21 protein-coding genes are annotated in these 26,655 nt (G+C 73.3%); 11 read left to right on the forward strand and 10 right to left on the reverse strand.

What is annotated here, in order from left to right; genetic code table 11:
* Positions 1-57: 57 nt before the first annotated feature.
* From ACZ4UX_RS09815 to hrcA, 3 genes are all read right to left on the reverse strand, one after another.
* Positions 58-807, reverse strand: a complete 750-nt coding sequence (locus tag ACZ4UX_RS09815) for a 16S rRNA (uracil(1498)-N(3))-methyltransferase (RefSeq protein ID WP_465706236.1) — start codon at positions 805-807, stop codon at positions 58-60.
* A 90-nt stretch (positions 808-897) separates the two neighbouring features.
* Positions 898-2,037, reverse strand: a complete 1,140-nt coding sequence (gene dnaJ / locus ACZ4UX_RS09820; protein WP_329487587.1) for a molecular chaperone DnaJ — start codon at positions 2,035-2,037, stop codon at positions 898-900.
* Positions 2,038-2,113: 76 nt separating this feature from the next.
* A complete protein-coding gene (hrcA, locus tag ACZ4UX_RS09825; RefSeq protein WP_329487588.1) occupies positions 2,114-3,148 on the reverse strand; it encodes a heat-inducible transcriptional repressor HrcA in 1,035 nt (344 codons plus the stop codon).
* A gap of 260 nt (positions 3,149-3,408) precedes the next feature.
* On the opposite strand from hrcA, the gene htpX reads away from it, so the two are divergent.
* The 3 genes from htpX to ACZ4UX_RS09840 are packed head-to-tail and all read left to right on the forward strand — an operon-like array spanning position 3,409 to position 5,808.
* Positions 3,409-4,329, forward strand: coding sequence for a zinc metalloprotease HtpX (htpX, locus tag ACZ4UX_RS09830; protein WP_352289092.1), 921 nt, complete (start codon positions 3,409-3,411; stop codon positions 4,327-4,329).
* Positions 4,330-4,358: 29 nt separating this feature from the next.
* The gene (gene pspAB, locus ACZ4UX_RS09835) at positions 4,359-4,943 is read left to right on the forward strand and encodes a PspA-associated protein PspAB (protein ID WP_329487590.1); all 585 of its coding nucleotides are present in this window, start codon (positions 4,359-4,361) and stop codon (positions 4,941-4,943) included.
* A gap of 31 nt (positions 4,944-4,974) precedes the next feature.
* Positions 4,975-5,808 (forward strand): DUF3097 domain-containing protein, encoded by an 834-nt coding sequence (locus tag ACZ4UX_RS09840; RefSeq protein ID WP_329487591.1) that lies wholly within the window; start codon positions 4,975-4,977, stop codon positions 5,806-5,808.
* Between the two features lie 57 nt (positions 5,809-5,865).
* Here ACZ4UX_RS09840 and hemW read toward each other — a convergent pair whose 3' ends face one another.
* On the reverse strand, positions 5,866-7,095 hold the full coding sequence (hemW, locus tag ACZ4UX_RS09845) for a radical SAM family heme chaperone HemW (protein WP_329487592.1): 1,230 nt from the start codon (positions 7,093-7,095) through the stop codon (positions 5,866-5,868).
* 59 nt (positions 7,096-7,154) lie between these two features.
* On the reverse strand, positions 7,155-9,077 hold the full coding sequence (locus ACZ4UX_RS09850; RefSeq protein ID WP_465706237.1) for an AMP-dependent synthetase/ligase: 1,923 nt from the start codon (positions 9,075-9,077) through the stop codon (positions 7,155-7,157).
* Positions 9,078-9,400: 323 nt separating this feature from the next.
* Between ACZ4UX_RS09850 and ACZ4UX_RS09855 the strand changes: the two genes are divergently transcribed.
* The 4 genes from ACZ4UX_RS09855 to ACZ4UX_RS09870 all read left to right on the forward strand — a co-directional run bounded on the left by ACZ4UX_RS09855 (position 9,401) and on the right by ACZ4UX_RS09870 (position 15,418).
* Positions 9,401-11,134: an ABC transporter ATP-binding protein gene (locus tag ACZ4UX_RS09855; RefSeq protein WP_329487594.1), complete on the forward strand. Its 1,734-nt coding sequence runs from the start codon at positions 9,401-9,403 to the stop codon at positions 11,132-11,134.
* A gap of 23 nt (positions 11,135-11,157) precedes the next feature.
* Positions 11,158-13,140 carry an ABC transporter ATP-binding protein gene (locus tag ACZ4UX_RS09860; protein WP_465706308.1) on the forward strand — a complete coding sequence of 661 codons (1,983 nt, stop codon included), beginning with the start codon at positions 11,158-11,160 and terminating at the stop codon, positions 13,138-13,140.
* A 150-nt stretch (positions 13,141-13,290) separates the two neighbouring features.
* Positions 13,291-14,217, forward strand: a complete 927-nt coding sequence (gene sigJ, locus ACZ4UX_RS09865) for an RNA polymerase sigma factor SigJ (RefSeq protein WP_465706238.1) — start codon at positions 13,291-13,293, stop codon at positions 14,215-14,217.
* Positions 14,218-14,350: 133 nt separating this feature from the next.
* Positions 14,351-15,418 (forward strand): NAD(P)/FAD-dependent oxidoreductase, encoded by a 1,068-nt coding sequence (locus ACZ4UX_RS09870; protein WP_465706239.1) that lies wholly within the window; start codon positions 14,351-14,353, stop codon positions 15,416-15,418.
* Between the two features lie 154 nt (positions 15,419-15,572).
* On the opposite strand, the gene lepA is transcribed toward ACZ4UX_RS09870, so the two are convergent.
* Positions 15,573-17,441 carry a translation elongation factor 4 gene (lepA, locus tag ACZ4UX_RS09875; RefSeq protein WP_465706240.1) on the reverse strand — a complete coding sequence of 623 codons (1,869 nt, stop codon included), beginning with the start codon at positions 17,439-17,441 and terminating at the stop codon, positions 15,573-15,575.
* Positions 17,442-17,737: 296 nt separating this feature from the next.
* Between lepA and ACZ4UX_RS09880 the strand changes: the two genes are divergently transcribed.
* The 3 genes from ACZ4UX_RS09880 to ACZ4UX_RS09890 all read left to right on the forward strand — a co-directional run bounded on the left by ACZ4UX_RS09880 (position 17,738) and on the right by ACZ4UX_RS09890 (position 19,921).
* The gene (locus tag ACZ4UX_RS09880) at positions 17,738-18,043 is read left to right on the forward strand and encodes an antibiotic biosynthesis monooxygenase family protein (protein ID WP_465706241.1); all 306 of its coding nucleotides are present in this window, start codon (positions 17,738-17,740) and stop codon (positions 18,041-18,043) included.
* Between the two features lie 169 nt (positions 18,044-18,212).
* Positions 18,213-18,479, forward strand: a complete 267-nt coding sequence (gene rpsT / locus ACZ4UX_RS09885; RefSeq protein WP_329487599.1) for a 30S ribosomal protein S20 — start codon at positions 18,213-18,215, stop codon at positions 18,477-18,479.
* 542 nt (positions 18,480-19,021) lie between these two features.
* Entirely contained in the window at positions 19,022-19,921 is a 900-nt protein-coding gene (locus ACZ4UX_RS09890; RefSeq protein WP_465706242.1) for a hypothetical protein, read from the forward strand.
* 154 nt (positions 19,922-20,075) lie between these two features.
* On the opposite strand, the gene holA is transcribed toward ACZ4UX_RS09890, so the two are convergent.
* Positions 20,076-21,077, reverse strand: coding sequence for a DNA polymerase III subunit delta (holA, locus tag ACZ4UX_RS09895; RefSeq protein WP_465706243.1), 1,002 nt, complete (start codon positions 21,075-21,077; stop codon positions 20,076-20,078).
* Positions 21,078-21,251: 174 nt separating this feature from the next.
* On the opposite strand from holA, the gene ACZ4UX_RS09900 reads away from it, so the two are divergent.
* Complete coding sequence (locus tag ACZ4UX_RS09900) at positions 21,252-21,545, forward strand: hypothetical protein (protein ID WP_465706244.1); 294 nt, start codon at positions 21,252-21,254, stop codon at positions 21,543-21,545.
* A gap of 112 nt (positions 21,546-21,657) precedes the next feature.
* Here ACZ4UX_RS09900 and ACZ4UX_RS09905 read toward each other — a convergent pair whose 3' ends face one another.
* The 3 genes from ACZ4UX_RS09905 to ACZ4UX_RS09915 all read right to left on the reverse strand — a co-directional run bounded on the left by ACZ4UX_RS09905 (position 21,658) and on the right by ACZ4UX_RS09915 (position 26,577).
* Positions 21,658-24,093 carry a ComEC/Rec2 family competence protein gene (locus tag ACZ4UX_RS09905; RefSeq protein ID WP_465706309.1) on the reverse strand — a complete coding sequence of 812 codons (2,436 nt, stop codon included), beginning with the start codon at positions 24,091-24,093 and terminating at the stop codon, positions 21,658-21,660.
* 374 nt (positions 24,094-24,467) lie between these two features.
* Positions 24,468-25,445: a helix-hairpin-helix domain-containing protein gene (locus ACZ4UX_RS09910; RefSeq protein WP_465706245.1), complete on the reverse strand. Its 978-nt coding sequence runs from the start codon at positions 25,443-25,445 to the stop codon at positions 24,468-24,470.
* Between the two features lie 286 nt (positions 25,446-25,731).
* Positions 25,732-26,577, reverse strand: a complete 846-nt coding sequence (locus ACZ4UX_RS09915; protein ID WP_465706246.1) for a DegV family protein — start codon at positions 26,575-26,577, stop codon at positions 25,732-25,734.
* Positions 26,578-26,655: the final 78 nt, after the last annotated feature.

A 26,655-nucleotide genomic window follows, 5' to 3' on the forward strand; every position in this document is an offset into this window, starting at 1 on the left:
GAACCGCCGGGGAACGAACCGCCGGGGAACGAACGGTCCGTGCGGCGACCGGCCCGCTCAGCCCCAGCGGCCGGTGCGGCCCAGCAGCAGGGCGCCGGCGGCCACTCCCGCGGTCGAGGTGCGCAGCACCGAGGACCCGAGCCGGTACGGCCTGGCACCGGCCTCGGCGAAGGCGGCCAGCTCCTCCGGGGAGACCCCGCCCTCGGGGCCGACCACCAGGACGATGTCCCCGCCGCCGGGCAGCGCGGCGCCGGCCAGCGGCTCGGCGCCGTCCTCGTGCAGCACCGCGGCGAGCGCGGCCCCGGCCAGGACGGGCGCCAGCTGGCGGGTGGTGGCGAGTTCGCGGACCTCGGGGAAGCGCAGCCGGCGGGACTGCTTGCCCGCCTCGCGGGCGGTGGAGCGCCACTTGGCGAGCGCCTTGGCGCCGCGCTCGCCCTTCCACTGGGTGATGCAGCGGGAGGCGGCCCAGGGGATCACCACGTCCACGCCGACCTCGGTCATGGTCTCCACCGCCAGCTCGCCGCGGTCGCCCTTGGGCAGCGCCTGGACGACGACGATCCGCGGCGCCGGCTCGGCCTCCCGGCGGACCGCGGCGAGCGTCACCTCGACGGCGTCCTTGCCGTGCACGGCCGTGACGGTGCCGTCGGCGCCCAGGCCGAGCCCGTCGGCCAGGGTCACCGCCTCGCCCGGCTCCAGCCGCTTCACGGCGGCCGCGTGCCGCCCCTCCGGGCCGTCCAGCCGGACCACCGCACCGGGGGCGGCGGAGGCGAGCTGCGCGGTCTCGACGATGAACACGGGCGCGGTCATGGCGGTTCCTGGAGTGGGGGTGGGGGGACGGACGGGGGAACGACGGCGCCCGGTGACCCGCCGGGAGCGGGGCACCGGGCGCCGGTACGGTCAGCGGCCGTTGAAGGCGTCCTTCAGCCGGGAGAACAGCCCCTGCTGGCCCGGCGCGAACTGCCCGGAGGGCCGCTCCTCGCCGCGCAGCACCGCGAGCCGGCGCAGCAGGTCCTCCTGCTCGGGGTCGAGCTTGGTGGGCGTCTGCACCTCGACGTGCACTATCAAGTCGCCCCGGCCGCCGCCGCGCAGATGGGTGATGCCGCGGGCGTGCAGCGGGATCGACTGGCCGGACTGGGTGCCGGGCCGGATGTCGACCTCCTCCAGCCCGTCCAGGGTCTGCAGCGGCACCTGGGTGCCGAGCGAGGCGGCCGTCATCGGGATGGTGACCGTGCAGTGCAGGTCGTCGCCGCGGCGCTGGAAGGTCGGGTGGGTGCTCTCGGCGATCTCGACGTAGAGGTCGCCGGCCGGGCCGCCGCCGGGGCCGACCTCGCCCTCGCCGGCCAGCTGGATCCGGGTGCCGTTGTCGACACCGGCCGGGATCTTCACGGTCAGGGTGCGGCGGGCCCGCACGCGGCCGTCGCCGGCGCACTCCGGGCACGGGGTCGGCACGACGGTGCCGAAGCCCTGGCACTGCGGGCAGGGCCGGGAGGTCATGACCTGGCCCAGGAAGGACCGGGTGACCTGGGAGACCTCGCCCTTGCCGCGACACATGTCACAGGTCTGCGCGGAGGTGCCGGGGGCGGCGCCCTCGCCGCTGCACGTGGTGCAGGTGACGGCGGTGTCGACCTGGAGTTCCTTGGTGGTGCCGAACGCGGCCTCCTCCAGGGTGATCTCCAGCCGGATCATGGCGTCCTGGCCGCGCCGGGTGCGCGAGCGCGGGCCGCGCTGACCGGCGGCCGCGCCGAAGAACGCGTCCATGATGTCGGAGAAGCCGAACCCGGCCGCGCCCGCGCCGAAGCCGCCCGCGCCCCCGCCGTTGGGCGAGAGGGGATCCCCGCCGAGGTCGTAGACCTGCCGCTTCTGCGGGTCGGAGAGGACCTCGTAGGCGGCGTTGATCTCCTTGAACCGCTCCTGCGTCTTCGGGTCGGGGTTGACGTCCGGGTGCAGTTCGCGCGCCAGGCGCCGGAACGCCTTCTTGATCTCGTCCTGCCCCGCATCCCGTCGGACGCCGAGTACCGCGTAGTAGTCCGTGGCCACCAAATGCTCCGCTTGTTCCGCCTGTAGAAGTGCTTGCGACTGGTACCGGTGTCACCTGTGTGACACCGGTCGTTCCCTACGACTCGGCCAGGATCTGGCCCACGTACCGTGCCACCGCTCGCACCGCCCCCATTGTGCCCGGATAGTCCATCCGGGTCGGACCGATCACACCCAGTTTGGCCACGCTCTCGTCGCCCGAACCGTAACCGACCGAGACGACCGAGGTGGAATTGAGCCCTTCGTACGCGTTCTCCCGGCCGATCCGGACCGTCATCCCGGCGTCCGCCGTCTCACCCAGGAGGCGCAGCAGGACGACCTGCTCCTCCAGCGCCTCCAGCACCGGCTGGATGGTGAGCGGGAAGTCGTGGCCGAAGCGGGTCAGGTTGGCCGTACCGGCCAGCATGATCCGCTCCTCGTTCTGCTCGGCGAGCGCCTCGAAGAGCGTCGCCAGGACGATGGTGACGGCCGGCCGGTCCACCGCCTCGAACATCGCCGGGAGCTCGTCCAGCAGCCCCGGCACGTCGGGCAGCCGCACGCCGACGGCCCTCGTGTTGATCTTGGCACGGAGGTCCGCGAGGACCACCTCGCCGACCGGACCCGGGCAGTCGACCATCCGCTGCTCGACCCGGCCGGTGTTGGTGATCAGGACCAGCATGACCTTGGCCGGAGCCAGCGCGACCAGCTCGATGTGGCGCACCGTGGAGCGGGAGAGCGACGGGTACTGGACCACCGCCACCTGCCGGGTGAGCTGGGCGAGCAGCCGGACCGTCCGGGCGACCACGTCGTCCAGGTCCACCGCGCCGTCCAGGAAGTGCCGGATCGCCCGCCGCTCGGGCGCGCTCATCGGCTTGACCTCGGCGAGCCGGTCGACGAAGAGGCGGTACCCCTTGTCGGTGGGGATCCGCCCGGCGCTGGTGTGCGGCTGGTGGATGAAGCCGTCCTCCTCCAGCGCGGCCATGTCGTTGCGGACGGTGGCCGGGGAGACCCCGAGGTTGTGGCGTTCGACGAGAGCCTTGGAGCCGACCGGCTCCTCGGTGCCCACGTAGTCCTGGACGATGGCGCGGAGCACGGCGAGCTTGCGTTCGTCGAGCTGGCGGACCTCACCGGCCATGGGGCACGCACCTCCCTCTTCGCACGTTGTCCGTGGTGACGTGTGTCGTTCCGGCATGGTGCGGTCCGCCGGGCGGACCGCGGCCTTTGGCACTCTGAACAGAGGAGTGCCAGAACCGTACCTGCCAGTGTAAGGCCCGGGTCCGACGGCAGGAACGGCACCGCCGGGGTGATCCTGCCCGCATCGCGCGGCGCGCGGGTGATGCCGCGGGACCGGCCGGGTGGCAGCATCGATAGCGAACGGCGAACGGAGGACCAGCGATGTCGACCTCGGGCCAGCCCACCCGCTTCGCCCCGGACCGCGGCCTGACCGGCCGGATGGTCGGGACCATGTTCGTGATCGGGCTCCTGTACGTGGGTTTCACCGGCCTGCTGATCGCGCTGCTGCGCGGCGCCTGGCCACTGATCGTGCTGATCTCCGGCGGGCTGTTCGTGGCCCAGTTCTGGTTCAGCGACAAGATCACCGAACGGGCGATGGGCGCCCACCGGGTGACCCCGGAGCAGTACCCCCAGCTGCACGGCACCGTCGACCGGCTCTGCGCCCTCGCCGACATGCCCAAACCCCGGGTGGCGGTCGCCGACAACGACATGCCGAACGCCTTCGCGACCGGCCGCAACCCGCAGAACGCGGTGGTCTGCGTCACCACCGGGCTGCTGCGGCGGCTGGAACCGGAGGAACTGGAGGGCGTCCTGGCGCACGAGCTGTCGCACGTCGCCCACCGGGACGTCGCGGTGATGACCATCGCCGGCTTCCTCGGCGTACTGGCCGGGGCGATGACCCGGATCGCGATGTACGGCGGCTTCATGGGCGGCGGCCGCAACAGCAACGACTCCAACGCCGCGATCGCCGCGCTGGTCATCCCGCTGGTGTCGGTGGTGGTGTACGCGATCAGCTTCCTGCTGACCCGGCTGCTCTCCCGCTACCGGGAGCTGGCCGCCGACCGGGCCGCCGCCCAGCTCACCGGCCGGCCCAGCGCACTGGCCTCGGCGCTCACCAAGGTGACCGGCCAGATCGCCGCGATCCCGACCAAGGACCTGCGCCAGGCCCAGCCGTACAACGCCTTCTACTTCGCCCCCGCGCTGAGCGCCCGGGAGGCCGCCTCGCAGCTGTTCTCCACCCACCCCTCGCTGGAGAAGCGGCTGGAGCAGCTGGCGAAGATCTCCACCCAGCTCGGCCGCTGAGCCGACGACACGCCCCGGAGGGGACCGCCGTGGGAATCCTGGACGCACTGTTCGGCCGCACCAAGCCCGTCCGGCCCGACCTCGATCAGCTGTTCGGCGTGCCCTCGGCCGCGCTGACCCTGGAGGCGGCGGCCGGCTTCCGGCCGACCGGCGTCGGGTCGGTCTGCTTCTCCTCGGTCGAGGGCGGCGCCTTCGTCGAGGTCGAGCGGCAGGTCCGGGCCCTGCTGGACGCCGACACCGAGCGCGGCGGCGTCCCGGTGGAGGCCTCCAAGGACGCCTACGGCTACTCCTGGCTGCTCGCCCGGCACACCCCCGAGGAGCTGCCGGAGCTGGTCAACGACCTGCACGCGGTCAACAGCGAGCTGGAGGGGAACGGCTTCGGCCCGCAGCTGCTCTGCTCGCTGGTGGCCTTCCGCGGCGCCGAGGGGCAGCCGCTGGCGCTGGTCTACCTGTACAAGCGCGGCACCTTCTACCCGTTCGCGCCGGTGCCGGGCGGCGGGGAGAAGCGCGACAGCCCGCTGGAACTGCAGGTCAACGCCATGCTGGGGAACGACCTGCGGCTGGAGAAGGACCTCACCCGCTGGTTCCCGGTCTGGGGCGCGCCGGGCCTGTGACGCCCCGTCGGGCCTGCCTATAGTCACCTGCATGCGCAGCCGCCAGTACGGACCCGACCTCACCCCGCCGTGGAAGCGGCAGCAGCCCGCCCCCGAGGTGCCCGCCGACCGGGACCTCGTGGTCGAGGAGGCCGCGACCGGCTTCTGCGGCGCGGTGGTGCGCTGCGAGAAGACCGCCGAGGGGTTCACCGTCACCCTGGAGGACCGGTTCGGCAAGCGGCGGGTGTTCCCGCTGGTGCCGCGCGGCTTCCTGCTGGAGGGCCGGACCGTCACCCTGGTCCGCCCCGCCGCCGCGGCGCCGGCGCCCCCGCGCGCCCCGGGCCGGACGGCCTCCGGCTCGGTCGCCGTCCCCGGAGCGCGGGCCCGGGTGGCCCGGGAGTCGCGGATCTACGTCGAGGGGCGGCACGACGCCGAACTGGTCGAGCGGGTCTGGGGGGACGACCTGCGGATCGAGGGCGTCGTCGTGGAGTACCTGGAGGGCATCGACGACCTGCCCGCGATCGTCGCCGACTTCGCCCCCGGCCCGGGCCGCCGGCTGGGCGTCCTGGTCGACCACCTGCTCCCCGGCACCAAGGAGCACCGGATCGCCGCCCGGGTCACCGGCGACGCCGTGCTGGTCGTCGGCCACCCGTACATCGACGTCTGGCAGGCCGTGAAGCCCTCCTCCGTCGGCATCCCCGGCTGGCCGGACGTCCCCTACGGCGAGGACTGGAAGGGGGGCGTCTGCCGCCGTCTCGGCTGGCCGGCCGACACCCCCGCCGCGTGGAAGCGGATCCTCGCCTCGGTCGACTCCTTCAAGGACCTGGAGCCCGCCCTCCTGGCGAAGGTCGAGGAACTGATCGACTTCGTCACCCTGGAGGACTGACCGGTCAGCCGTGGGCCCGCGACCGCGAGCCGGCGGCTGACACCACGGCAACGACTCTCAGTCCACCAGGTCGCGGACCACGGCGTCGGCCAGGAGGCGGCCCTGGAGGGTCAGGGTGGCCCGGCCGCGCTCGTGGGTGGTGCGGTCGAGCAGGCCGTCGGCGAGGTGCCGGTCGGCGGCCGCGCGGCCGGTCGCCGTGAGCAGGTCCAGCGGGATGCCCTCGGCGAGGCGCAGTTCCAGCAGGATGCGCTCGACCCGGCGGTCCTCGTCGGTGAGCCGCTCGCGGCCCTGGGCCGGGGTGCGGCGCTCGGCGAGGGCGCGGGCGTAGCCGGCCGGGTGCTTGGCGTTCCACCAGCGGACGCCACCGACGTGGCTGTGCGCGCCGGGGCCGGCGCCCCACCAGTCGCCGCCGGTCCAGTAGAGCTCGTTGTGGCGGCAGCGGCCCTGCGGGGTGGTGGCCCAGTTGGAGACCTCGTACCAGGAGTAGCCGGCGGCGGCGAGCGCCTGCTCGGCGATCAGGTAGCGGTCGGCGTGCACGTCGTCGTCGATCATCGGCAGCTCGCCGCGCTTGACCCGGGCGGCCAGCTTGGTGCCGTCCTCGACGATCAGCGAGTAGGCCGAGACGTGGTCCGGCCCGGCGCCGATCGCGGCGTCCAGGGAGGCCCGCCAGTCGTCGTCGGACTCGCCGGGGGTGCCGTAGATGAGGTCCAGGTTGACGTGCTCGAAGCCGGCCGCGCGGGCCTCGGCCACGCAGGCCTCCGGGCGGCCCGGGGTGTGGTGGCGGTCGAGCAGCCGCAGGACGTGCGGCCGGGCGCTCTGCATGCCGAAGGAGACCCGGTTGTAGCCGCCCTCGCGCAGTTCGGCGAGGTAGGCCGGGTCGACCGACTCGGGGTTGGCCTCGGTGGTCACCTCGGCGTCGTCGGCGAGCCCGAACTCCGCCCGGATCGCCGCCAGCATCTTCACCAGGTCCCGGGCGGGCAGCAGGGTGGGCGTGCCGCCGCCGAGGAAGACGGTCCGCACGGGCAGGTCGGTGTCGCCGAGGACCTCGCGGGCCAGCCGGATCTCGGCGACCACGTTGTCGGCGTAGGTCTCCTGGGAGGCGACGGCGCCGGAGGAGCGCAGCTCGGTGGCGGTGTAGGTGTTGAAGTCGCAGTAGCCGCAGCGGCTCGCGCAGTACGGCACGTGCAGGTAGAAGCCGAACGGCCGCGACCCGAGCCCGGCGAGGGCGTGCGCGGGCAGGGAACCGTCGGACGGCACGGGTTCGCCGTCGGGGAGTGCGGAGGGCATGACCCCATTGTCCCGTACGGCCCCGGTGATCATCGCGGCCGTACGGGACGACGGACGGATCAGGCCTCGTTCGCGCCCGCGTACATCTCGGTGACGGCGTCCGCGTACGTCCGCTCGACCACCGGCCGCTTGATCTTCAGGCTCGGCGTCAGCTCGCCGTGCTCGATGTCCAGGTCGCGCGGGAGGAGGGTGAACTTCTTGATCGTCTGCCAGCGCTGGAGGTCGCCGTTGAGGCGCTGCACGAAGCCGTCGACCAGCTGGTGGACCTTCGGGTCGCCGACCACCTCGGCGTAGGACTTGCCGGCCAGGCCGTGCTCGGCCGCCCACGGCATGATCACCGACTCGTCCAGGCCGATCAGCGCGGTGCAGTAGTTGCGGCCGTTGCCGATCACCAGGATGTTGCTGACGAACGGGCAGACCGCCTTGAACTTGCCCTCCACCTCGCTCGGCGCGACGTACTTGCCGCCGGAGGTCTTGAACATATCCTTCTTGCGGTCGGTGATCCGCAGGAAGCCGTCCTGGCCGATCTCGCCGATGTCCTCGGTGTGGAACCAGCCGTCCGGCTCCAGCACCTCGGCGGTCTTCTCCGGCAGGTTGTGGTAGCCGCGCATGACGCCGGGGCCGCGCAGCAGGATCTCGCCGTCCTCGGCGATCCGGATCTCGCTGCCGGGCAGCACGGTGCCGATGGTGCCGACCCGGAGGTCCTCGGCGGGGTTGACGCAGATCCCGGCCGAGCTCTCGGTCAGGCCGTAGCCCTCCAGGACGGGCACGCCGACGCCGGCGAAGAAGTAGCCGATCTCGGGTGCCAGCGCGGCACTGCCGGAGACCGAGCCGCGCATCCGCCCGCCGAACGCGGCCCGGATCTTGGCGTACACCAGCTTGTCGGCCACCGCGTGCCGCACCCGCAGCCCCAGCGGGGCGCTGTCGTGCCCGGTGGCGATCCGGTTGGCCTGGGTGACCCGGGCGTAGTCGCGGGCGGTCTTCGCCGCCCACATGAAGATCTTGTACTTGGCGCCGCCCTCGGCCCGGGCCTTGCCGGCGATGCCGTTGTAGACCTTCTCGAAGATGCGTGGCGCCGAGGCCATCATGGTCGGGCGGATCACCGGCAGGTTGTGGATGATCCGGTCCACCCGGCCGTCCAGCGCCATCACGTGACCGGTGGCGATCTGGCCGCAGATCAGACTCTTGCCGAACACGTGCGACAGCGGCAGCCACATGAACTGCACGTCGTCCGCGCGCAGCAGCCCGCTCTCCTCCTGCGCCCGCCCCTGGTACGCCCAGCAGTCGTGGACCAGCCGCACGCCCTTGGGGCGGCCGGTGGTGCCGGAGGTGTAGATCAGGGTCGCCAGCTGCTCCTTGTCGAGCGCGTCGACGGCCTGCCGCACGGCGTCCGGGTGCTGCTCCAGGTACTCGGCGCCGAGCTGCTCCAGCTCGGCCAGGGTGAGCACGTTCAGCCCGGGCGCCCCGGCGACCGGGCCGGTGCCGTCGAAGAGGACGGCGGTGCGCAGCTCGGGCAGCTGGCCGAGCTCGCCGACGACCTTGGCGAGCTGCTTCTCGTTCTCGACGAAGATCGCCCTGGAGCCCGAGTCGGAGAGGATGTAGGCCGTCTCGTCGGCGTTGGTGCTCGGGTAGACGGCCGTGGTGGCCGCCCCCGCGCACATGTTGCCGAGGTCGGCGATGACCCACTCCAGCCGGGTGGAGGACATCAGCGCGACCCGGTCCTCCGGGCTGATGCCCAGCGACAGCAGGCCGGCGGCCACCGCGTACACCCGGGTGGCGGTCTGCGCCCAGGTCAGCGAACGCCACTGCTCGGCGCCGGGGGCGCCGTCCGCCGCGTGCTCGTCCACCGGGACGGGGAAGCGGTAGGCCTCACCCGCCGGCGTGGCGGCGACCCGCTCCAGGAACAGGTGGGCGACGGAGGCGGGCCGCCCGGCGACGATGTCGGCACGGCCGGAGTCGATCAGGGACTGCGCGGAACTCAACGAGGACCTCCGGGGGCGGGTGGCCGTCTGAGGGATGTCGCGGCGCCCGTGGGGGCGGTCGCCGGGCCCCCGGGCAATCGATCCGATACCGGTGAGTAACAAGGGGGCAATCAGCAGCCTAGGGGGAAACCGGTCATTCCGTAAGAGGGTGAGGACAGCTGGCACACTGGCGAGCCGCCGGTGCACGGCGCAACCGGGCCCGCCGGTGCGTTCAGCAAAGGACTGGACAAACCTCGGGGCGCGGGGCCGGAATCAACTGTGCGAGTCCACAGAAGCATGAGAATTGGGATGCGAACCCCACTGCCGAAGACAAGAGTGTGCCAGTGCTGATCAGACTGCTGAGGGCGTACCTGCGCCCGTACTCCCGACCGATCTCCCTGCTGGTGCTCCTCCAGCTGGTGTCCACGCTCGCCCTGCTCTACCTGCCGACGCTGAACGCCGACATCATCGACCAGGGCGTGGTCAAGGGCGACACCGGTTACATCCTGCGCATCGGCGGTGTGATGATCGCCGTCACCGTCGCCCAGGCGCTCTGCTCGATCGGTGCCGTCTTCTACGGCGCGCGCACCGCCATGGCGTTCGGCCGGGACGTCCGGGCCGCCGTCTTCGACCGGGTGCAGACCTTCTCCGCCCGCGAGGTCGGCTCCTTCGGTGCCCCCTCCCTGATCACCCGGACGACCAACGACGTCCAGCAGGTCCAGATGCTGGCCCTGATGACCTTCACCCTGATGGTCGCCGCGCCGATCATGTGCGTCGGCGGCATCGTCATGGCGCTCAACCAGGACGTGCCGCTCTCCGCGCTGCTGCTGGCCGTCGTCCCCCTGCTGGGCGTCGTGGTCGCCCTGCTCGTCCGCGCGCTGCGCCCGAAGTTCCGCAGCATGCAGAAGAAGATCGACACGGTGAACCGGGTCCTGCGCGAGCAGATCACCGGCATCCGGGTCATCCGCGCCTTCGTCAAGGACGACCACGAGCAGGCCCGGTTCGCCGGCGCCAACCGGGACCTGACCGGGGTCGCCCTCCAGGTCGGCCAGCTGATGTCGTTCATGTTCCCGGCCGTGATGCTGGTGGTGAACGCCTCCAGCGTCGCCGTGCTCTGGTTCGGCGCCATGCGCATCGACAGCGGCGGCATGGAGATCGGCGGGCTGACCGCCTTCCTCTCCTACCTGATGCAGATCCTGATGAGCGTCATGATGGCCACCTTCATGTTCATGATGGTGCCGCGCGCCGAGGTCTGCGCCGAGCGCATCCAGGAGGTCCTGGACACCAGCTCCAGCGTCGTCCCGCCGGCCACCCCCGTCACCGAACTCCTGGCCCGGGGCAAGCTCGAACTGCGCGCCGTCGAGTTCCGCTACCCCGGCGCCGAGGCCTCCGTCCTGCGCGGCGTCGACATCACCGCCCGCCCCGGCGAGACCACCGCCGTCATCGGCTCCACCGGCAGCGGCAAGTCCACCCTGCTCGGCCTCGTCCCCCGGCTCTTCGACGCCACCGCCGGACAGGTCCTGCTGGACGGCGTGGACGTCCGCGAACTCGCCCCCGAGACGATCGCCGAGACCGTCGGCCTCGTCCCGCAGAAGCCCTACCTGTTCACCGGCACCGTCGCCAGCAACCTGCGCTACGGCCGGCCCGACGCCACCGACGAGGAGCTCTGGCACGCCCTGGAGGTCGCCCAGGCCAAGGAGTTCGTCGAGCGCTTCCCCGAGGGCCTCGACGCGCCCATCGCCCAGGGCGGCAGCAACGTCTCCGGCGGCCAGCGCCAGCGCCTGGCGATCGCCCGCGCGCTCGTCCGCAAGCCCGGCGTCTACCTGTTCGACGACTCGTTCTCGGCGCTGGACTACGCCACCGACGCCAGGCTGCGCAGGGCCCTCTCCCGGGAGACCGCCGACGCCACCGTGCTGATCGTCGCCCAGCGCGTCTCCACCATCCGCGACGCCGACCGGATCGTCGTCCTGGACGAGGGCGCGGTCGTCGGCAGCGGCACCCACGGCGAACTGATGGCCGACAACCCGACGTACCGGGAGATCGTGCTCTCCCAGCTCACCGAGCAGGAGGCGGCGTGACCACCCCGCAGAAGAAGGCGCCCATGACGAAGGGCCCCGGCTCCGGCGAGGTGCCCAGCGACTCGCAGGCCGCCGCCGCCCGCCGCGGCCCGGCCGGCCCCGGCCGGTTCATGGGCGGCCAGGGCTCCGAGAAGTCGATGGACTTCAAGGGCTCGGGCAAGCGGCTGCTCGCCCTGCTCCGCCCCGAACGCGCCCTGCTCAGCGGCGTGCTGGCCCTCGGCGTGCTCAGCATCGGCTGCGCCGTGACCGGGCCCAAGGTGCTCGGCAGGGCCACCGACCTGATCTTCGCCGGCGTGGTCGGCCAGCAGTTCCCGGCCGGCATCTCCAAGGCGCAGGCCGTCGCGGACGTGCGGGCGCACGACGGCGGCGCCGCCGACCTGCTCTCCGCGGTCGACTTCACCCCCGGCCAGCACATGGACTTCGGCGCGATCGGCACCGTACTGCTCTGGGTGCTGGCGATCTACGTCGCCTCCGCCGCCTTCGGCATCGTCCAGGGCCGGCTCGCCACCAAGGCGATCCAGCGGGCCAGCTACCGGCTGCGCCAGGACGTCGAGTCCAAGCTCGCCCGGCTGCCGCTCAGCTACTTCGACAAGCAGCCCCGCGGCGAGGTGCTCAGCCGGGTCACCAACGACATCGACAACATCGGCCAGTCCATGCAGCAGACCATGGGCCAGGTGGTGAACTCACTGCTCACCGTAATCGGTGTGCTCGCCATGATGTTCTGGATCTCCCCGCTGCTCGCCCTGATCGCCCTGATCTCCGTCCCGCTGTCGGTCGTGGTGGCGACCAGGGTCGGCAAGCGGGCGCAGCCGCAGTTCGTCCAGCAGTGGAAGTCCACCGGGCAGCTGAACGCGCACATCGAGGAGATGTACACCGGCCACGCCCTGGTGAAGGTCTTCGGCCGGCAGAAGGAGTCCGCCGAGACCTTCCGGGAGCACAACGAGGCGCTGTACACGGCCAGCTTCCGGGCCCAGTTCATCTCCGGCGTCATCCAGCCCGCGATGATGCTGATCGGCAACCTGCAGTACGTGCTGGTGGCCGTCGTCGGCGGCCTGCGGGTCGCCAGCGGCGCGCTGTCGATCGGCGACGTGCAGGCGTTCATCCAGTACTCGCGGCAGTTCAGCCAGCCGCTCACCCAGGTCGCCAGCATGGCCAACCTGGTGCAGTCCGGCGTCGCCTCCGCCGAGCGCGTCTTCGAGCTGCTGGACGCGCCCGAGCAGACCCCGGAGCCGGCCATGCCGGAACGCCCCGACGCGATCCGCGGCCGGGTCGCCTTCCAGGACGTCTCCTTCCGCTACGACCCCGACAAGCCGCTCATCGACGACCTCTCGCTGAAGGTCGAACCGGGCCAGACCGTCGCCATCGTCGGCCCGACCGGCGCCGGCAAGACCACCCTGGTCAACCTGCTGATGCGGTTCTACGAGGTCAGCGGCGGGCGGATCACCCTGGACGGGGTCGACATCGCGGCGATGTCCCGCGAGGACCTCCGCTCCGGCATCGGCATGGTCCTCCAGGACACCTGGCTGTTCGGCGGCACCATCGCCGAGAACATCGCCTACGGCGCCCAGGGCGCCACCCACGAGCAGGTCGTCGAGGCGGCCAGGGCCGCCCACGTGGACCGCTTCGTCCGGACCCTGCCGAACGGCTACGACACCGTCATCGACGACGAGGGCACCGGCGTCAGCACCGGCGAGAAGCAGCTGATCACCATCGCCCGGGCGTTCCTGGCGCAGCCCTCGATCCTGGTCCTGGACGAGGCGACCAGCTCGGTCGACACCCGGACCGAGGTGCTGATCCAGCGCGCCATGGCCCGGCTGCGCACCGGCCGCACCAGCTTCGTGATCGCCCACCGGCTCTCCACCATCCGGGACGCCGACGTGATCCTGGTGATGGAGAGCGGCTCGATCGTCGAACAGGGCACGCACGACGAGCTGATCGCCGCCGAGGGCGCGTACGCCCGCCTGTACCAGGCGCAGTTCGCCGAGGCCGTGGCCGAGGTGGACTGACCGGCGGGCCGCACCGGAGGGGGAGGTCGGGGTCACCCGGCCTCCCCCTCCGGCGTTCCGCCCACGGGGAGGCCGGGGGACAGCGTGGCCCCGTCCGGGGGCGCCCCCTCGAACGCTCCGGCCGCCGCCCCGGGCCGCTACGGTGGGCCTGTGAGTGACGACCTGTCGGCCGCTGCCGCCGCACACCCCGACGCCTTCGAGGCCCACCGGCGCTACCTGGGCTCGGTCGCCTACCGGCTGCTCGGCTCGTTCAGCGACGCCGAGGACGTGCTGCAGGAGGCCTGGCTGCGCTGGCGCGGCACCGACCGGTCCGCCGTCGCCGACCCGCGCGCCTTCCTGACCACCGTCGTCACCCGGCTCTGCTACGACCAGCTGGGCTCCGCCCGGGCCCGCCGGGAGGCCTACTTCGGCGAATGGCTGCCCGAACCGGCCGTCTCCTACCAGGACTCCCCCGCCTCCCCGGCCGAGCTCGCCGAACTCGGCGAGTCCGTCTCGCTCGCCGTGCTCGCCGTCCTGGAGCAGCTCACCCCGGCCGAACGCGCCGCCTTCGTGCTGCACGACGTGTTCGCGGTCGGCTTCGACGAGATCGCCGCCTCCCTCGACCGCTCCCCCGACGCCGCCCGCCAGCTCGCCTCCCGGGCCCGGCGCCGGGTCAAGGACGGCGGGCGCCGCGCCACCGCCGACCCGGCCGAGCACCGGCAGGCCGTGGCCGCCTTCGCGGCGGCCAGTACCCGCGGCGACATCGAGGGCCTGCTGGCCGTGCTCGACCCGGACGTGGTCTGGCACTCCGACGGCGGCGGCGTCGTCAGCGCCGGCGCCCGCCCGGTCCTCGGCGCGGACAAGGTCTCCCGCCTGGTGGCCGGCCTGGTCGCGAAGTGGTTCCTGCCGGGCATGAGCCTGGTGCCCGCCCTGGTCAACGACGAGCCGGGGCTGCTCGTCCAGGACGCGGACGGCCGGCCCGGCGGCGTGCTGGCGTTCACCGTCGCCGACGGCCGGATCACCGAGGCCTACGTGGTGGTCAACCCCGAGAAGCTGACCCGGGTGGCCGACGCCGCCGGCACGCCGACGGACCTGTGACCCGGCACGCCGACGGACCTGTGACCCGGCTCACCGTCACACCCTGACCGGCCGCGTCGTCCCCTTCCCGAACGGACACCGAGAACGTGTCGACAGAACGCTCCGCGGGGGCGTTTCGGAGGAGGCGGACGACATGACCGAGAAGCAGATCGTCGTACTGGGCGCCGGCTACGCGGGGCTGACCGCGGCGACCCGGGCGGGCCGGCGCCACCGGGTGACCCTGATCGCCCCGGAGACCCGCTTCCTGCACCGCGTCCGCCAGCACGAGACCGCCGCCGGCCTCCCCGAGCACCGGCCCGCCCTGGCCGAGGTGGTCCGCGGCCGCGGCGTGCGGCACGTCCCGGCCCGGGCCACCGGCCTGGACCTCGCCGCCCGCAAGGTCTTCCTCGACACCGGCGAGGCCCTCCCCTACGACACCCTGGTCTACGCCCTCGGCAGCCGCACCGCCTGGCACGCCGTCCCCGGCGCCGCCGAGCACGCCTACTCCGCCGAGCGGGCCGCCGAACTGGGCGAGCGGCTGCGCACCGCCGGGCGGCCCGGCACCGTCGCCGTGGTCGGCGGCGGCGCCACCGGCATCGAACTGGCCACCGAGATCGCCGAGGCCCACCCCGCCTGGCGGGTGCGGATCGTCGCCGCCGGACAGGTCGGCGGCTGGTTCTCGGCCCGTGGCCGGGCCCACGTCCGCACCGTCATGGCCCGGCTCGGGATCGAGGTGCACGAGCGGCACACCGTCACCGGGGTCGACGCCGGGGGCCTCGACACCACCGGCGGCCGGATCGATGCCGACCTGGTCGCCTGGGCCGCCGCCATGGAGCCGCACCCGCTGGCGGCCGAGGCGGGCCTGACCGTCGACCCGGCCGGCCGGGCGGTGGTCGACGGCCACCTGCGCTCCGTCTCGCACCCGGAGGTCCACGTCATCGGCGACGCCGCCGCGGTGACCGTCCCCGGCACCGGCACCCTGCGGATGGGCTGCGCCACCGCCCAGCCGATGGGCCGCTACCTCGGCAGGCTGCTCACCGGGCGCACCGACAAGCCCTTCGCGTTCCGCTACGCCGTGCAGTGCCTGAGCCTCGGCCGCCGGGACGGCCTGGTCCAGCTGATCCACGGCGACGACTCGATGCGGCCCTCGGTGCTGACCGGCCGGGCCGGGCGGCTGACCAAGGCCGCCATCGTCAACGGCGTGGTCTGGGCGCTACGTTGAGAGCCTGAACCGGGCCGCCGCACCGACCGGCCGCCGTGCGGACAGGCCGGCCGTGCGGACAGGCCGACGGGCCCGGGGCGAGACGCCCCGGGCCCGTCGGGCACCGCTGCGGCCGACCCCGTCGGGCCGGCCGGGAACACCCGGCTCGCGCCGGCTACTTCTTCTCCTTCGGCGCCTCGGCGTCGGTGGACAGCGCGGCGATGAAGGCCTCCTGCGGGACCTCCACGCGGCCGACCATCTTCATCCGCTTCTTGCCTTCCTTCTGCTTCTCCAGCAGCTTGCGCTTGCGCGAGATGTCACCGCCGTAGCACTTGGCGAGAACGTCCTTGCGGATCGCGCGGACCGTCTCACGGGCGATCACCCGGGAGCCGATGGCGGCCTGGATCGGCACCTCGAACTGCTGGCGCGGGATCAGCTTCTGCAGCTTGCCGGCCATCATCACGCCGTAGTTGTAGGCCTTGTCCTTGTGCACGATCGCGGAGAACGCGTCCACCGCGTCGCCGTGCAGCAGGATGTCGACCTTGACCAGCTGGGCGCTCTGCTCGCCGATGGGCTCGTAGTCGAAGGAGCCGTAGCCGCGGGTCTTGGACTTCAACTGGTCGAAGAAGTCGAAGACGATCTCGGCGAGCGGCAGGGTGTAGCGCAGCTCGACGCGGTCCTCGGAGAGGTAGTCCATGCCCTGGAGGTTGCCGCGACGGGCCTGGCAGAGCTCCATGATGGCGCCGACGAACTCGTTCGGCGCCAGGATGGTGCCGCGCACGACCGGCTCGTAGACCTCGGCGAGCTTCCCGGTCGGGAACTCGCTGGGGTTGGTGACGGTGTGCTCGGTGCCGTCCTCCATCACGACGCGGTAGACCACGTTCGGGGCGGTGGAGATCAGGTCGAGGTTGAACTCGCGCTCCAGGCGCTCCCGGATGATCTCCAGGTGCAGCAGGCCGAGGAAGCCGCAGCGGTAGCCGAAGCCGAGGGCGACCGAGGTCTCCGGCTCGTAGACCAGCGCGGCGTCGTTCAGGCGCAGCTTGTCGAGGGCGTCGCGCAGCAGCGGGTAGTCCGAGCCGTCCAGCGGGTACAGGCCGGAGAAGACCATCGGACGCGGGTCCTTGTAACCGCCCAGCGCCTCGGTCGCACCCTTGTGCATCGAGGTGATGGTGTCACCGACCTTGGACTGCCGGACGTCCTTCACCCCGGTGATGATGTAGCCGACCTCGCCGACGCCCAGGCCGTCGGCGACCTTCGGCTCCGGCGAGATGACGCCGATCTCCAGCAGCTCGTGGGTCGCGCCGGTGGACATCATGGCGATGCGCTCGCGCTTGGTGAGCTGGCCGTCGACGACCCGGACGTAGGTGACCACGCCACGGTAGGAGTCGTAGACCGAGTCGAAGATCATCGCGCGGGCCGGGGCGTCCTTGACGCCGACCGGGGCCGGGATCTTGTCGACCAGGTGGTCGAGCAGCTCCTCGACGCCGAGACCGGTCTTGGCGCTGACCTTGAGCACGTCGTCCGGGTCGCAGCCGATGATGTGCGCGATCTCGGCGGCGTACTTCTCCGGCTGGGCGGCCGGCAGGTCGATCTTGTTGAGCACCGGGACGATCGTGAGGTCGTTCTCCAGCGCCAGGTACAGGTTGGCGAGGGTCTGCGCCTCGATGCCCTGGGCGGCGTCCACCACGAGGACGGTGCCCTCGCAGGCGGCGAGGGAGCGGGACACCTCGTACGTGAAGTCCACGTGGCCCGGGGTGTCGATCATGTTGAGGATGTGCGTCGAGCCGACGTTCGGCCCCGTCTTCGGCGCCCATGGGAGGCGGACGGCCTGCGACTTGATGGTGATGCCGCGCTCACGCTCGATGTCCATGCGGTCGAGGTACTGGGCGCGCATCTGCCGCGGGTCGACCACACCGGTGATCTGGAGCATCCGGTCTGCGAGCGTCGACTTGCCGTGGTCGATGTGGGCGATGATGCAGAAGTTGCGGATCAGCGCCGGGTCGGTACGGCTGGGCTCTGGCACATTGCTGGGGGTCGCGGGCACCTTGGTCCGATTCTCCGTTGGTCCGGGGGCCGGGGGTGTCCGGGTCATCGCTGACCGGTTTCCCGGGGACCGGACAGTCGTCCGATCGAAATAGTTCTTCCCATCCTCCCACGAGCGCGACGTCCGCCGCCGTTCGGTTCCACCGGGGCCGCGCCGGGGGTGCTCCGGGGGGCGGTGCGCGGGTCCGTCCGGGAGTCGTCCGGGGCTGGTCCGCGGGTCCGTTCAAGTGCCGCCGCGGGGCCCTTGAACGGCCGTCCCTTCCCGCGGCCCGGCCGGTCGGGGCAGGATGGTCGTCCATGATCCTGGAAAGCGCCCTCCTCGACGTCGTCCCCGGCCAGGAGGACGCGTTCCTCGCCGCCTTCGCGGAGGCGAAGCCGCTGATCGCGGCCCAGTCCGGCTTCCGCTCCCTCGCGCTGCGCCGCTGCCTCGACGAGGGCCGCGGCGCCAGGTTCCTGCTCCAGGTGGAATGGGAGACGCTGGAGGACCACACGGAGGGGTTCCGCCGCTCCGCCGAGTACCAGCGGTGGCGCGAGCTGCTGCACCGCTTCTACCGGCCGTTTCCCGAGGTCGAGCACTACGGCGAGCCGGTGCTCCGGGCCTGATCCGGATCCGGCCGGTTTGGGTCGGGCGGTACCCCCCTGGTAGCGTGGGGCGCTGCACCTGGCCCAGGCATGCCCTCTCAGCAGTCCGGCGGCCGCGCGGTGCAACTCTCCCCCAGCCTTCGGCCGGGGGGACCCCAGAACCGTTTACTGACAAGACTGAGGCTCCTTCGTGGCGAACATCAAGTCCCAGATCAAGCGCAACAAGACCAACGAGAAGGCGCGCCTGCGCAACAAGGCCGTCAAGTCCTCGCTGAAGACCGCCCTGCGCAAGGCCCGTGAGGCCGCTGCCGCCGGCGAGACCGAGAAGGCCACCGTGCTGGCCCGCGCCGCCTCCAAGGCGCTGGACAAGGCCGTCAGCAAGGGCGTCATCCACGCCAACCAGGCCGCCAACAAGAAGTCGGCCATCACCAAGCGCGTCAACGCCGTCCAGGCCTGACTCCGCCGGGGCCCACGGCCCCGACCGTCCCAGGACGGACCGGCCCTCTACCCGGTCCCCTGAGGCACGAGCTCAAGACTCGCACCGCACGCGGCCTGCGTTCGCCACGCGGGTGCGGTGCACGAAGATCCACCGGAAGTGCCCGTTCGTAGGCGCTTCCCCGACTGCCCGCCCGGTCCCCACCGGGCGGGCAGTCGTCGTTTCGGGCCGGGGCTTCCGCTGCGGACGTTCTCGCGCGGATCCCCGTCGCCGGGCGGACCGGCTGCGGGTCCCGCGGCCGCGGCTTCTGTCGCTGCGGCTGCGGCTGCGGATCCTGCGGCTTCTGTCGCGTTCTGTGGTCCTGCCGCTATGGTCGGTGACGGCAGCTCGGGGGGAGCCGCGCTCACGGAAACCGGGCGGGCGGCGGTCGCGTCCCCCTCCCGGGGGGCCACCGCGTTCCGGGTCACCGCTTCGGGTCACCGCTTCGGGTCACCGCTTCGGGCCACGGTTCCGGGGCGGCACCTTCGTGGCAGGCATCTTCGTCGACGCTCAGGGGGGCACCTATGACGACGCCACCACCGCCACCACCACCGGCCCAGGGCGGACCGGGGTTCGGCGGCTTCCCGCAGCAGCCACCGCCGCCCGGGACGGCCCCGGGCTTCGGACCTCCGCCCGGACTGCCCTCGGCGCCCGGCCTTCCCGCCTCCCCCGGACTTCCCCCCTCCCCCGGACTTCCCCCCGCTCCGGGGCCCGCCCCCTCACCCGGTACGGCCCCCGCCGGGGAGCCCGGGCCGCGCGAGGGGACGGTCAGGAGGGGCGGAAACCTGCGCCGCAACGCCGTCTGGGCGTTCGTCGGCGCCGTCCTGGCCTCGGCCGCCTGGTCCGGCGCCGTGGCCCTGGTGCCGCGGATCGTCGACAGCGGCTCCCCGGCGCAGAGCCTCCACGGCTACCACGCGGTCGACGAGCTCTGCGAGTCGGGCAAGCTCACCGCGTTCAAGAAGCAGTACCGCATGGTCGACGACTACCCGCTGCAGCACACCGGCCGGTCCGACTCCATGGACATCATGCGGTGCTACGCGCTGGTCAAACGGGCGGTCAGCGGGAGCGACGTCGCCGACTACGCCACCCTCGACATCCGCGCCGAACTGCACCGGGCGGTCGACTCCGCGCCCGAATTCGCCGCCACCCGAAGCTACTTCGAGCAGCAGAAGTACGAGATCACCGATGTGCCGAACCTCGGCCAGGAGGCCTACTTCGCCTACGGCGACGAGCCGACCAGCTCGGACCAGACCTTCCACGACATCAACCACTACCTGCAGGTCCGGGACGGCGGGATGACGTACTCCCTGTTCTGGACGGACAACTACCAGGTCGGGAAGAACACCACGCTGGACCGCGAGACCGTCCGCCGGGCGATGCTCGACGACACCCGGGACATCCTGAAGGCGATCGGCGGCTCGTAAGGGCCGGTCGTGGCGGCCGGGTCGGGAGGGTTTCCCGTGGGGCCGGTCGGGCCGGTCGGGTCGGTCGGGTCGGTCGGGTCGGTCGCAGGAGCTGCTCGTGGCGGCCGGCCGTCCCGGCGGGCGGGCTCGGGTTGCCGGGGCGCCCGTGCCGGGATCAGTAGGAGCGGCCCCCGGAGCCGGCGCGCGCGGCCCGGGCGACGGCCACCACGGCCCGCTCCAGCGCGAAGGCGGGGTCGTCGGAGCCGCCCTTGACGGCCGCGTCCGCCTGGGCGATCGCCGTCAGGGCCGTGGCCACGCCGTCGCCCGTCCAGCCGCGCATCTGCTGGCGGACCCGCTCGACCTTCCACGGGGGCATCCCCAGCTCGCGGGCCAGATCGGCCGGGCGCATGTTCCGCCCGGTGGTCGCCAGCCGGCCGATGCTGCGGACCCCGGACGCCAGCGCGTAGGTGATACCGGTCGGCGGCTGCCCGACGGCCAGCGCCCAGCGCAGCCGCTCCAGCGCCTCGGCGGCCCGGCCGGTGACCGCGAAGTCCGCCACCTCGAAGCCGGTGGCCTCGGCCCGGCCGCTGTAGTAGCGGGCCACCACCGTCTCGTCGATGGTGCCCTCGACGTCCGAGGTGAGCTGGCTGCACGCGGCCGCCAGCTCGCGGAGGTCGCTGCCGAGCGCGTCCAGCAGGGCCTGGCACGCCTCCGGGGTGGCCGACCGGCCGAGCGTGCGGAACTCTCCCCGGACGAAGGCCAGCCGGTCCGACGCCTTCGCCAGCTTCGCGCAGGCGACCTCCCGGCCGCCGGCCTTCCGCCCGGCGTCCAGCAGGCCCTTGCCCTTGGCGCCGCCCGCGTGCACCAGCACCACGATCACCTCGTCGGCCGGGGCCTCGATGTACGCCTTGAGCTCCTTGACGGAGTCGGCGGAGAGGTCCTGGGCGCCCCGGACGACGATCACCTTGCGCTCGGCGAACAGCGAGGGCGTGGTCAGCTCGGCGAGGCTGCCGGGCTGCAGGGTGCCGGGTGGGAGGTCCCGCACATCGGTGTCCGGGTCCGCAGCCCTCGCCGCCGCCACCACCTGGGCGACCGCGCGGTCGAGCAGCAGCTCCTCCTGGCCGACCGCGAGGGTCAGCGGGGCGAGCAGGTCGTCGGGTGCACTCTTCCTGGCCATCGCCTACCAGCATCCCATGGGGTGGGGACACTCCCACCCGGAGGAACGAGGGGCGGGCGGGGGCGGGCGGGCGGGTCCGACGGCCGGAGGGGCGGAGCCGCCGGGGTGGCCGGGGTGGGCCCGACCGGTGGGGGTGTGCTCCGATGCGGGAGGCGCTCCCGGGAGAATGGGCCGGTGACCGAACACCTCACCACCGACCAGCCGGACGACTTCGACCCGAGCGCCCGGCAGCTCCTCGTCCTGCCCGACCGCGACGCCGCCGAGGACGCCACGGAGGAACTCAGCGCCAACCACCCCGACCTCGGTGACCTCGAAATCGTCCGGGACGCCCTCGCCGGCGAGGACGACGCCGAGGACGCCCAGTGGCTGGTGGTCGTGGAACCCCCCGAGGACGGCTGGACCGCGGAGCTGCTCCGCGCTCTGGACGCCGTCGCCGCCGAGCACGAGGGGTGGCGCGAGGAGGGCTGATCCGTCGGCCGCCGCCATGTCCTCCGGGGCCCGCCCCCACCCCCCACCCCCGCTCCCCCTCCCCGCCCTCTCCACCTCCTCCCTGTGGAGAGGGCGGGTTGAGCGAGAGGGCTCACCCCGGCGGGCCGCGCGGCCCGCCGGCCGTGTGCCGCCCGCGCGACGCGGCCGCGGCGTGGCGGGTCTGCCCGCCGTGCGGGTGCACGGACGCCCCCAGACGAGCCGGGGTGTCGCCCGTCACCGCGATGTCCCCAGCGGTATCCGTGCGCAACACCGTGGCACCGAGGGCACGCAGCCGCTCCACCGTCCGCACGGACGGATGCCCGTACGGATTCCCCTCGCCACACGAGATCAACGCCAGCCTGGGCCTCAACGCGGCCGCGAGCTCCCAGTCCTGGTGCGCCGACCCGTGGTGGGCCACCTTCAGCACATCCACTCGGACACCACGGCCCCACCGCGCCGACAGCGCGGCCTGCGCGGGCGGTTCGAGATCGCCCAACAGAGCCAGCCGCACACCGGCCGCCACCGTCACCAGCAGCACCACGCTCGCGTTGTTGGCCCCGGCAGCCTCCGCCGGAAGCACGGCATCGGGCCACACCACCTCCCATGACAGCCCCGGTCCGGCCGACCGGCGCTCGCCTGTCCGCGCGCGCACCAGTGGCACGCCGGCCGCAGCCGCCCACCCCGACACCCGGGCGGCCTCACCCGGCGGCTCACCCAGGACCGTCCCCTCGATCGCGCCCACCGAACGCCCCCGCAGCACCCCTGGCACACCCTCCACGTGGTCCGCGTGGAAGTGCGTGACCAGCAGCAACGGCACCCGGGCGATCCCGAGGTCGCGCAGACAGCGGTCCGCCGCACGCGGATCCGGCCCGGCGTCCACCACCACCGCGCCCCCCGGCGCCCCGCCGCCGGCGGTGACCGGCAGCACCACCATGTCCCCCTGGCCCACGTCGCACATGACCAGCCGCCAGCCCGGTGGCGGCCAGCCGGTCGCGAGCCGGGTGAGCAGGGGCGGCCGCACCAGCACGGCCAGCAGGACCAGGAGGAGTACGCCCGCCACCAGCGGCCGGGCCCAGCCGGTCCTGACGCGCAGACCGACCGCTGCGGCGCGTCCGGGTGCCAGGAGAGGAACCGTCCAGCACACCGCCACCGTCGCCAGGGCCAGCGTCACCGTGCCGAGCAGCCCGCCGGGCCAGGAGATCTGAGCGCCCGGCAGCTCCGCCCCATGCCGGGCCACCGCCGCGAGCCAGCCCACCGGTAGCCCGGCCGGCTCCGCGAGCAGCCGGGCCAGGGCCGGCGAGAGCGGCTCCAGGACGAGCACCGCGAAGCCGAGCAGAGTCGCCGGAGCCACCGCCAGCTCGGCCAGCAGGTTGCACGGCACCGCGACCAGGCTAATGTGTCCGGACAGCACGACCGTCACGGGCGCGCAGAGCGCCTGGGCCGCTGCCGTCGCGGCGACGGCGCCCGCCAGGTGGTGCGGCCAGCCCCGCGCCCGCAGGCGCTGCGCCCAGTGCGGGCCGACCACCAGCAGACCGGTGGTGGCGAGCACCGAGAGCAGGAAGCCGAACGACCGGGCGAGGTAGGGGTCGAGGAGCACCAGGAGCAATGCCGTACCGGCCAGGGCGGGCACCGCCTGCCGGGGTCGGCCGGTGGCGAGCGCGAGCAGTCCGATCAGCCCCGTACCGGCGGCCCGCAACACGCTGGGTTCCGGTCGGCAGACGGTCACGAAGGCCAGCGTGACGACTGTGCCGAGCAGCGCGGTGGTGCGCAGCGGGATACCGAACGCGGCGGCCAGGCCACGTCGTTCGGCTGTACCGGCACGACTGGGGGCACCGAGCAGGACACCCAGCACGATCGCGAGGTTGGCCCCGCTGACCGCGACCAGATGCGCCATGTCGGTGGCCCGGAAGGCGTCCAGGAGGTCCCCGGGCAGGCGTGAGGTGTCACCGACCACCAGGGCCGGGAGCAACCCCCGTGCGTCCGGCGGCAGATCGTCACTTGCCGTCCGCAGCCCCGCCCGCAACCGGCCGGCGACCCGTTGCGGCAGGCTGGGCGGCGCGAGCTCCCGTGGCGGCCCGTGGGCGATCAGCAGCGCGGCCGACTCGTCGCCGTAGCCCTCCCCCGCCGGGCGGACGTCCGCTTCCACGGCGACACGGGCCGACGGGAGCAACCGTTGCCACGCGCCGATCTCCGGCCCTCGCGCCATCACCGTCACCGGCGTCCGTGTCCTGGTCACCGTCTCGGTGCCGACCGGCGGGCCGCCCGCGCCGTCGCCCGGGGCCGGAGCCGCCGGCTCGAAGCCTGCCGGGACGGTCACCCGCTCCACCACCGCGTCCACGGTGAGGACGGCCTGCCCGGCAGCCGTTCCCCTGGTGCGGGAGGTGTGGGCTCTCGGGTCGGCGGTGATGGTCAGTTCGACGCCCACCTCCGGCGCGGCGGCACCGGCCCGGGCCAGCCCGGGCAGCGGCCCCCGGTGGAGGTCGGCGGTGTGCAGCAGGGTCGCGGCGGCGGCCGCCGCACCGGTGAGCAGCACGGCGGCCAGCGTCATGGCGGCGCCGCGACGCCGCCGCACTCCCGGGCGCGCGAGCAGGAGGACGGCGAACAGGACGGCCGTGCCGGCGGCCGAGGACAGCAGGAGGCCGTGCCCGGGGCCCAGCCCGAGAACACCCGCCGTGACCACCCAGGCCGCGACGGCGGGGAGGAGCAGGCGAAGATCGCCGGGAGGCCGGTGCGGCACGACGGCGTCTGTGGTGGCAGTGACGGCGATGACGGCACCTCCTTCCGGGGAGTGAGCGATGGGTCGATGGGCAGCCGGGTCGACGGGCAGAGGTCGATGGGCTGACGGGTCGAACGGCTCCGTGCATCGGACGAGCCGGAAGCAGGAGCACCGACCGGAAGCGTCACCCGGCGCGTACGGGCGGGTCAGAGCGTGAGCATCGGTCTGAGCTCCGCATAGGTGCGTTCGCCGATGCCGCTGACCTGCCGGAGCTGGTCGAGTGAGCGGAACGATCCGTGCGACGCGCGGAAGGCGATGATGCGCTGCGCCAGCGTCGGACCGACGCCCGGGAGCGTGTCGAGCTGTTCGAGGGTGGCGTGGTTCAGACTGACCGGCTGTTTCGGCACGGCGCCCGTGGCCGGCCCGCCCACGGCCTGCGCCGCACCGTCCGGTTCGCCGACGAGGATCTGCTCACCGTCCGTCAGCACCCGGGCCAGGTTGAGGCCCTTGGTCTCCGTCTCGGGCAGCGGTCCGCCGGCCACGCGCAACGCGTCCGCCACCCGGGAGCCGCCGGGCAGCGTGTGGACACCGGGTGCGTGCACCCGGCCCCCGATGTCGACCACGACGACGGTGCGCGCCTCGGCGTCTCCCGGAGCTGCTGGGACGGGGCCGGCGGAGGACTCCGGTGTGCTCGGGGGCGATGCCCCCGGCTCGGCCGGCGCGACCGCCGGCACCGCGACCGGCTGGGGCCGCGCCAGCCAGAAGTGTTGGACGCCGTAGCCCACGGTGAGCAGCAGCAGGACGACCAGCCCCGACACGGCCCGCCGGTCGAGCATCACCGCAGGACCGAAGCGAAACCGCGCGTGCCCCGGGTCGGCAGACCCGTCATCGTCGGACGGCACACCGTAGGGCGGCACACCGTCAAACCCCGCGCCACCAGCGGGTCCATCGACCGCCGCACTCGGCACGTCACCCGACCCGCCGCCCGACCCGCCCCCGAGGGGCGAGCCCCCGGGCGGGCCGGTGGCCGACGGCTCCGTCGCGCCGGCGGCTCCCCCGGCCACCCTCGCGGCCGATTCCTCGGCGGCCCCTTCGGCGCCTCCCCCGGCCGCCGGCAGCAGCGCTGCCAGCCGACGCCGCGCCGTCTCCCCGACCCGCTGGCGCTTCACCGCGCCGATGTTCATGCTCGTCATGCGGAGCACGCTAGGAGCCGTCCGCCGTCGACGGGAGAATCGGCGAAACCCTGTGGAAAACCCCGGGGGTGTGGACAACTCATGTCGCTCGCACGAGTGATCAGCAGTTGTCGGAGTTGACTTCCCGCCCGGCAGAGGTCCTCACGAGGCCCCTCTCAGCCCCCGTCCGGAGGCGTCTTCACGCACCGCGGCTTCACGCCCCTCAGGGTTCACCACCACGGCTTCACGCCCCTCAGGGTTCACCACCACGGCTTCACGCACCGCGGCTTCACGGGCCTCAGCGCGGCGAGACCACCACCGCCAGCAGCCCCGGTCCGACATGCGCACCGATCACCGCGCCCACCTCGCTCACGTACAGGTCGCGCAGCCCGGGGATCCGCCCCCGCAGCCGCTCCGCGAGCGGCTCGGCCCGCTCCTCCGCCGCCAGGTGGTGGACGGCGATGTCGACCTCCCGCTCCCCCGCCCGCTCGACCGCGATCTCCTCCAGCCGCGCGATCGCCCGCGACGCCGTCCGGACCTTCTCCAGCGGCTCGATCCGCCCGCCGTCCAGGTGCAGCAGCGGCTTCACCGCCAGCGCCGACCCGAGCAGCGCCCGGGCCGCCCCGATCCGGCCGCCCCGACGCAGGTGCTCCAGGGTGTCCACGTAGAAGAATCCGCTGGTCACCGCCGTCCGCGCGGCCACAGCGGCGACCACCTCGTCCAGTTCCCGCCCCGCCTCGATCGCCTCGGCCGCCGCCAGTACGCCGTATCCGAGGGCCATGCCGACCAGCCGGCTGTCCACCACACGCACCGGGACGGGCGCCTCGGCCGCCGCCAGCCGGGCCGCCTCCGCGGTCCCGGACAGCTCGGCGGAGATGTGCACCGAGACGATGCCCTTCGCGCCGGCCTCGGCGGCGGCCCGGTAGGCGGCGGCGAAGGCCTCGGGGCTCGGCCGGGAGGTCGTCACCCGCTGCTTGCCGCGCAACGCCTCGGCGACGTCCTTGGGTGAGATCTCCACGCCCTCGGCGAGGACGGTGTCACCGACCGCGACGCTCAGCGGCACCACCGCGATCTCGTGACGGTCGACGGCCTGCTGGGGCAGATAAGCCGTGGAATCGGTGACAAGTGCGAGGTCGGCGGGCATGAGGCGGAGGTTACTCCGCGTCCGGCCAGGAGGACAGCGCCCGAACCGGGCCTGCCCCGGCCCGCCCGCCCGCCGGCC

Source organism: Kitasatospora sp. NPDC028961, from assembly GCF_055564815.1.

What these genes read in the sequence shown, in the direction of transcription:
- holA (WP_465706243.1), bottom strand. Translation starts at nt 21,077, where the DNA reads ATGGCCAGGAAGAGTGCACCCGACGACCTGCTCGCCCCGCTGACCCTC.
- hemW (WP_329487592.1), bottom strand. Translation starts at nt 7,095, where the DNA reads ATGCCCTCCGCACTCCCCGACGGCGAACCCGTGCCGTCCGACGGTTCC.
- ACZ4UX_RS09880 (WP_465706241.1), top strand. Translation starts at nt 17,738, where the DNA reads ATGATCCTGGAAAGCGCCCTCCTCGACGTCGTCCCCGGCCAGGAGGAC.
- ACZ4UX_RS09840 (WP_329487591.1), top strand. Translation starts at nt 4,975, where the DNA reads ATGCGCAGCCGCCAGTACGGACCCGACCTCACCCCGCCGTGGAAGCGG.
- ACZ4UX_RS09915 (WP_465706246.1), bottom strand. Translation starts at nt 26,577, where the DNA reads ATGCCCGCCGACCTCGCACTTGTCACCGATTCCACGGCTTATCTGCCC.
- hrcA (WP_329487588.1), bottom strand. Translation starts at nt 3,148, where the DNA reads ATGGCCGGTGAGGTCCGCCAGCTCGACGAACGCAAGCTCGCCGTGCTC.
- ACZ4UX_RS09905 (WP_465706309.1), bottom strand. Translation starts at nt 24,093, where the DNA reads ATGACGCTGGCCGCCGTGCTGCTCACCGGTGCGGCGGCCGCCGCCGCG.
- ACZ4UX_RS09910 (WP_465706245.1), bottom strand. Translation starts at nt 25,445, where the DNA reads ATGAACATCGGCGCGGTGAAGCGCCAGCGGGTCGGGGAGACGGCGCGG.
- ACZ4UX_RS09870 (WP_465706239.1), top strand. Translation starts at nt 14,351, where the DNA reads ATGACCGAGAAGCAGATCGTCGTACTGGGCGCCGGCTACGCGGGGCTG.
- htpX (WP_352289092.1), top strand. Translation starts at nt 3,409, where the DNA reads ATGTCGACCTCGGGCCAGCCCACCCGCTTCGCCCCGGACCGCGGCCTG.
- ACZ4UX_RS09815 (WP_465706236.1), bottom strand. Translation starts at nt 807, where the DNA reads ATGACCGCGCCCGTGTTCATCGTCGAGACCGCGCAGCTCGCCTCCGCC.
- ACZ4UX_RS09890 (WP_465706242.1), top strand. Translation starts at nt 19,022, where the DNA reads ATGACGACGCCACCACCGCCACCACCACCGGCCCAGGGCGGACCGGGG.
- ACZ4UX_RS09860 (WP_465706308.1), top strand. Translation starts at nt 11,158, where the DNA reads ATGACGAAGGGCCCCGGCTCCGGCGAGGTGCCCAGCGACTCGCAGGCC.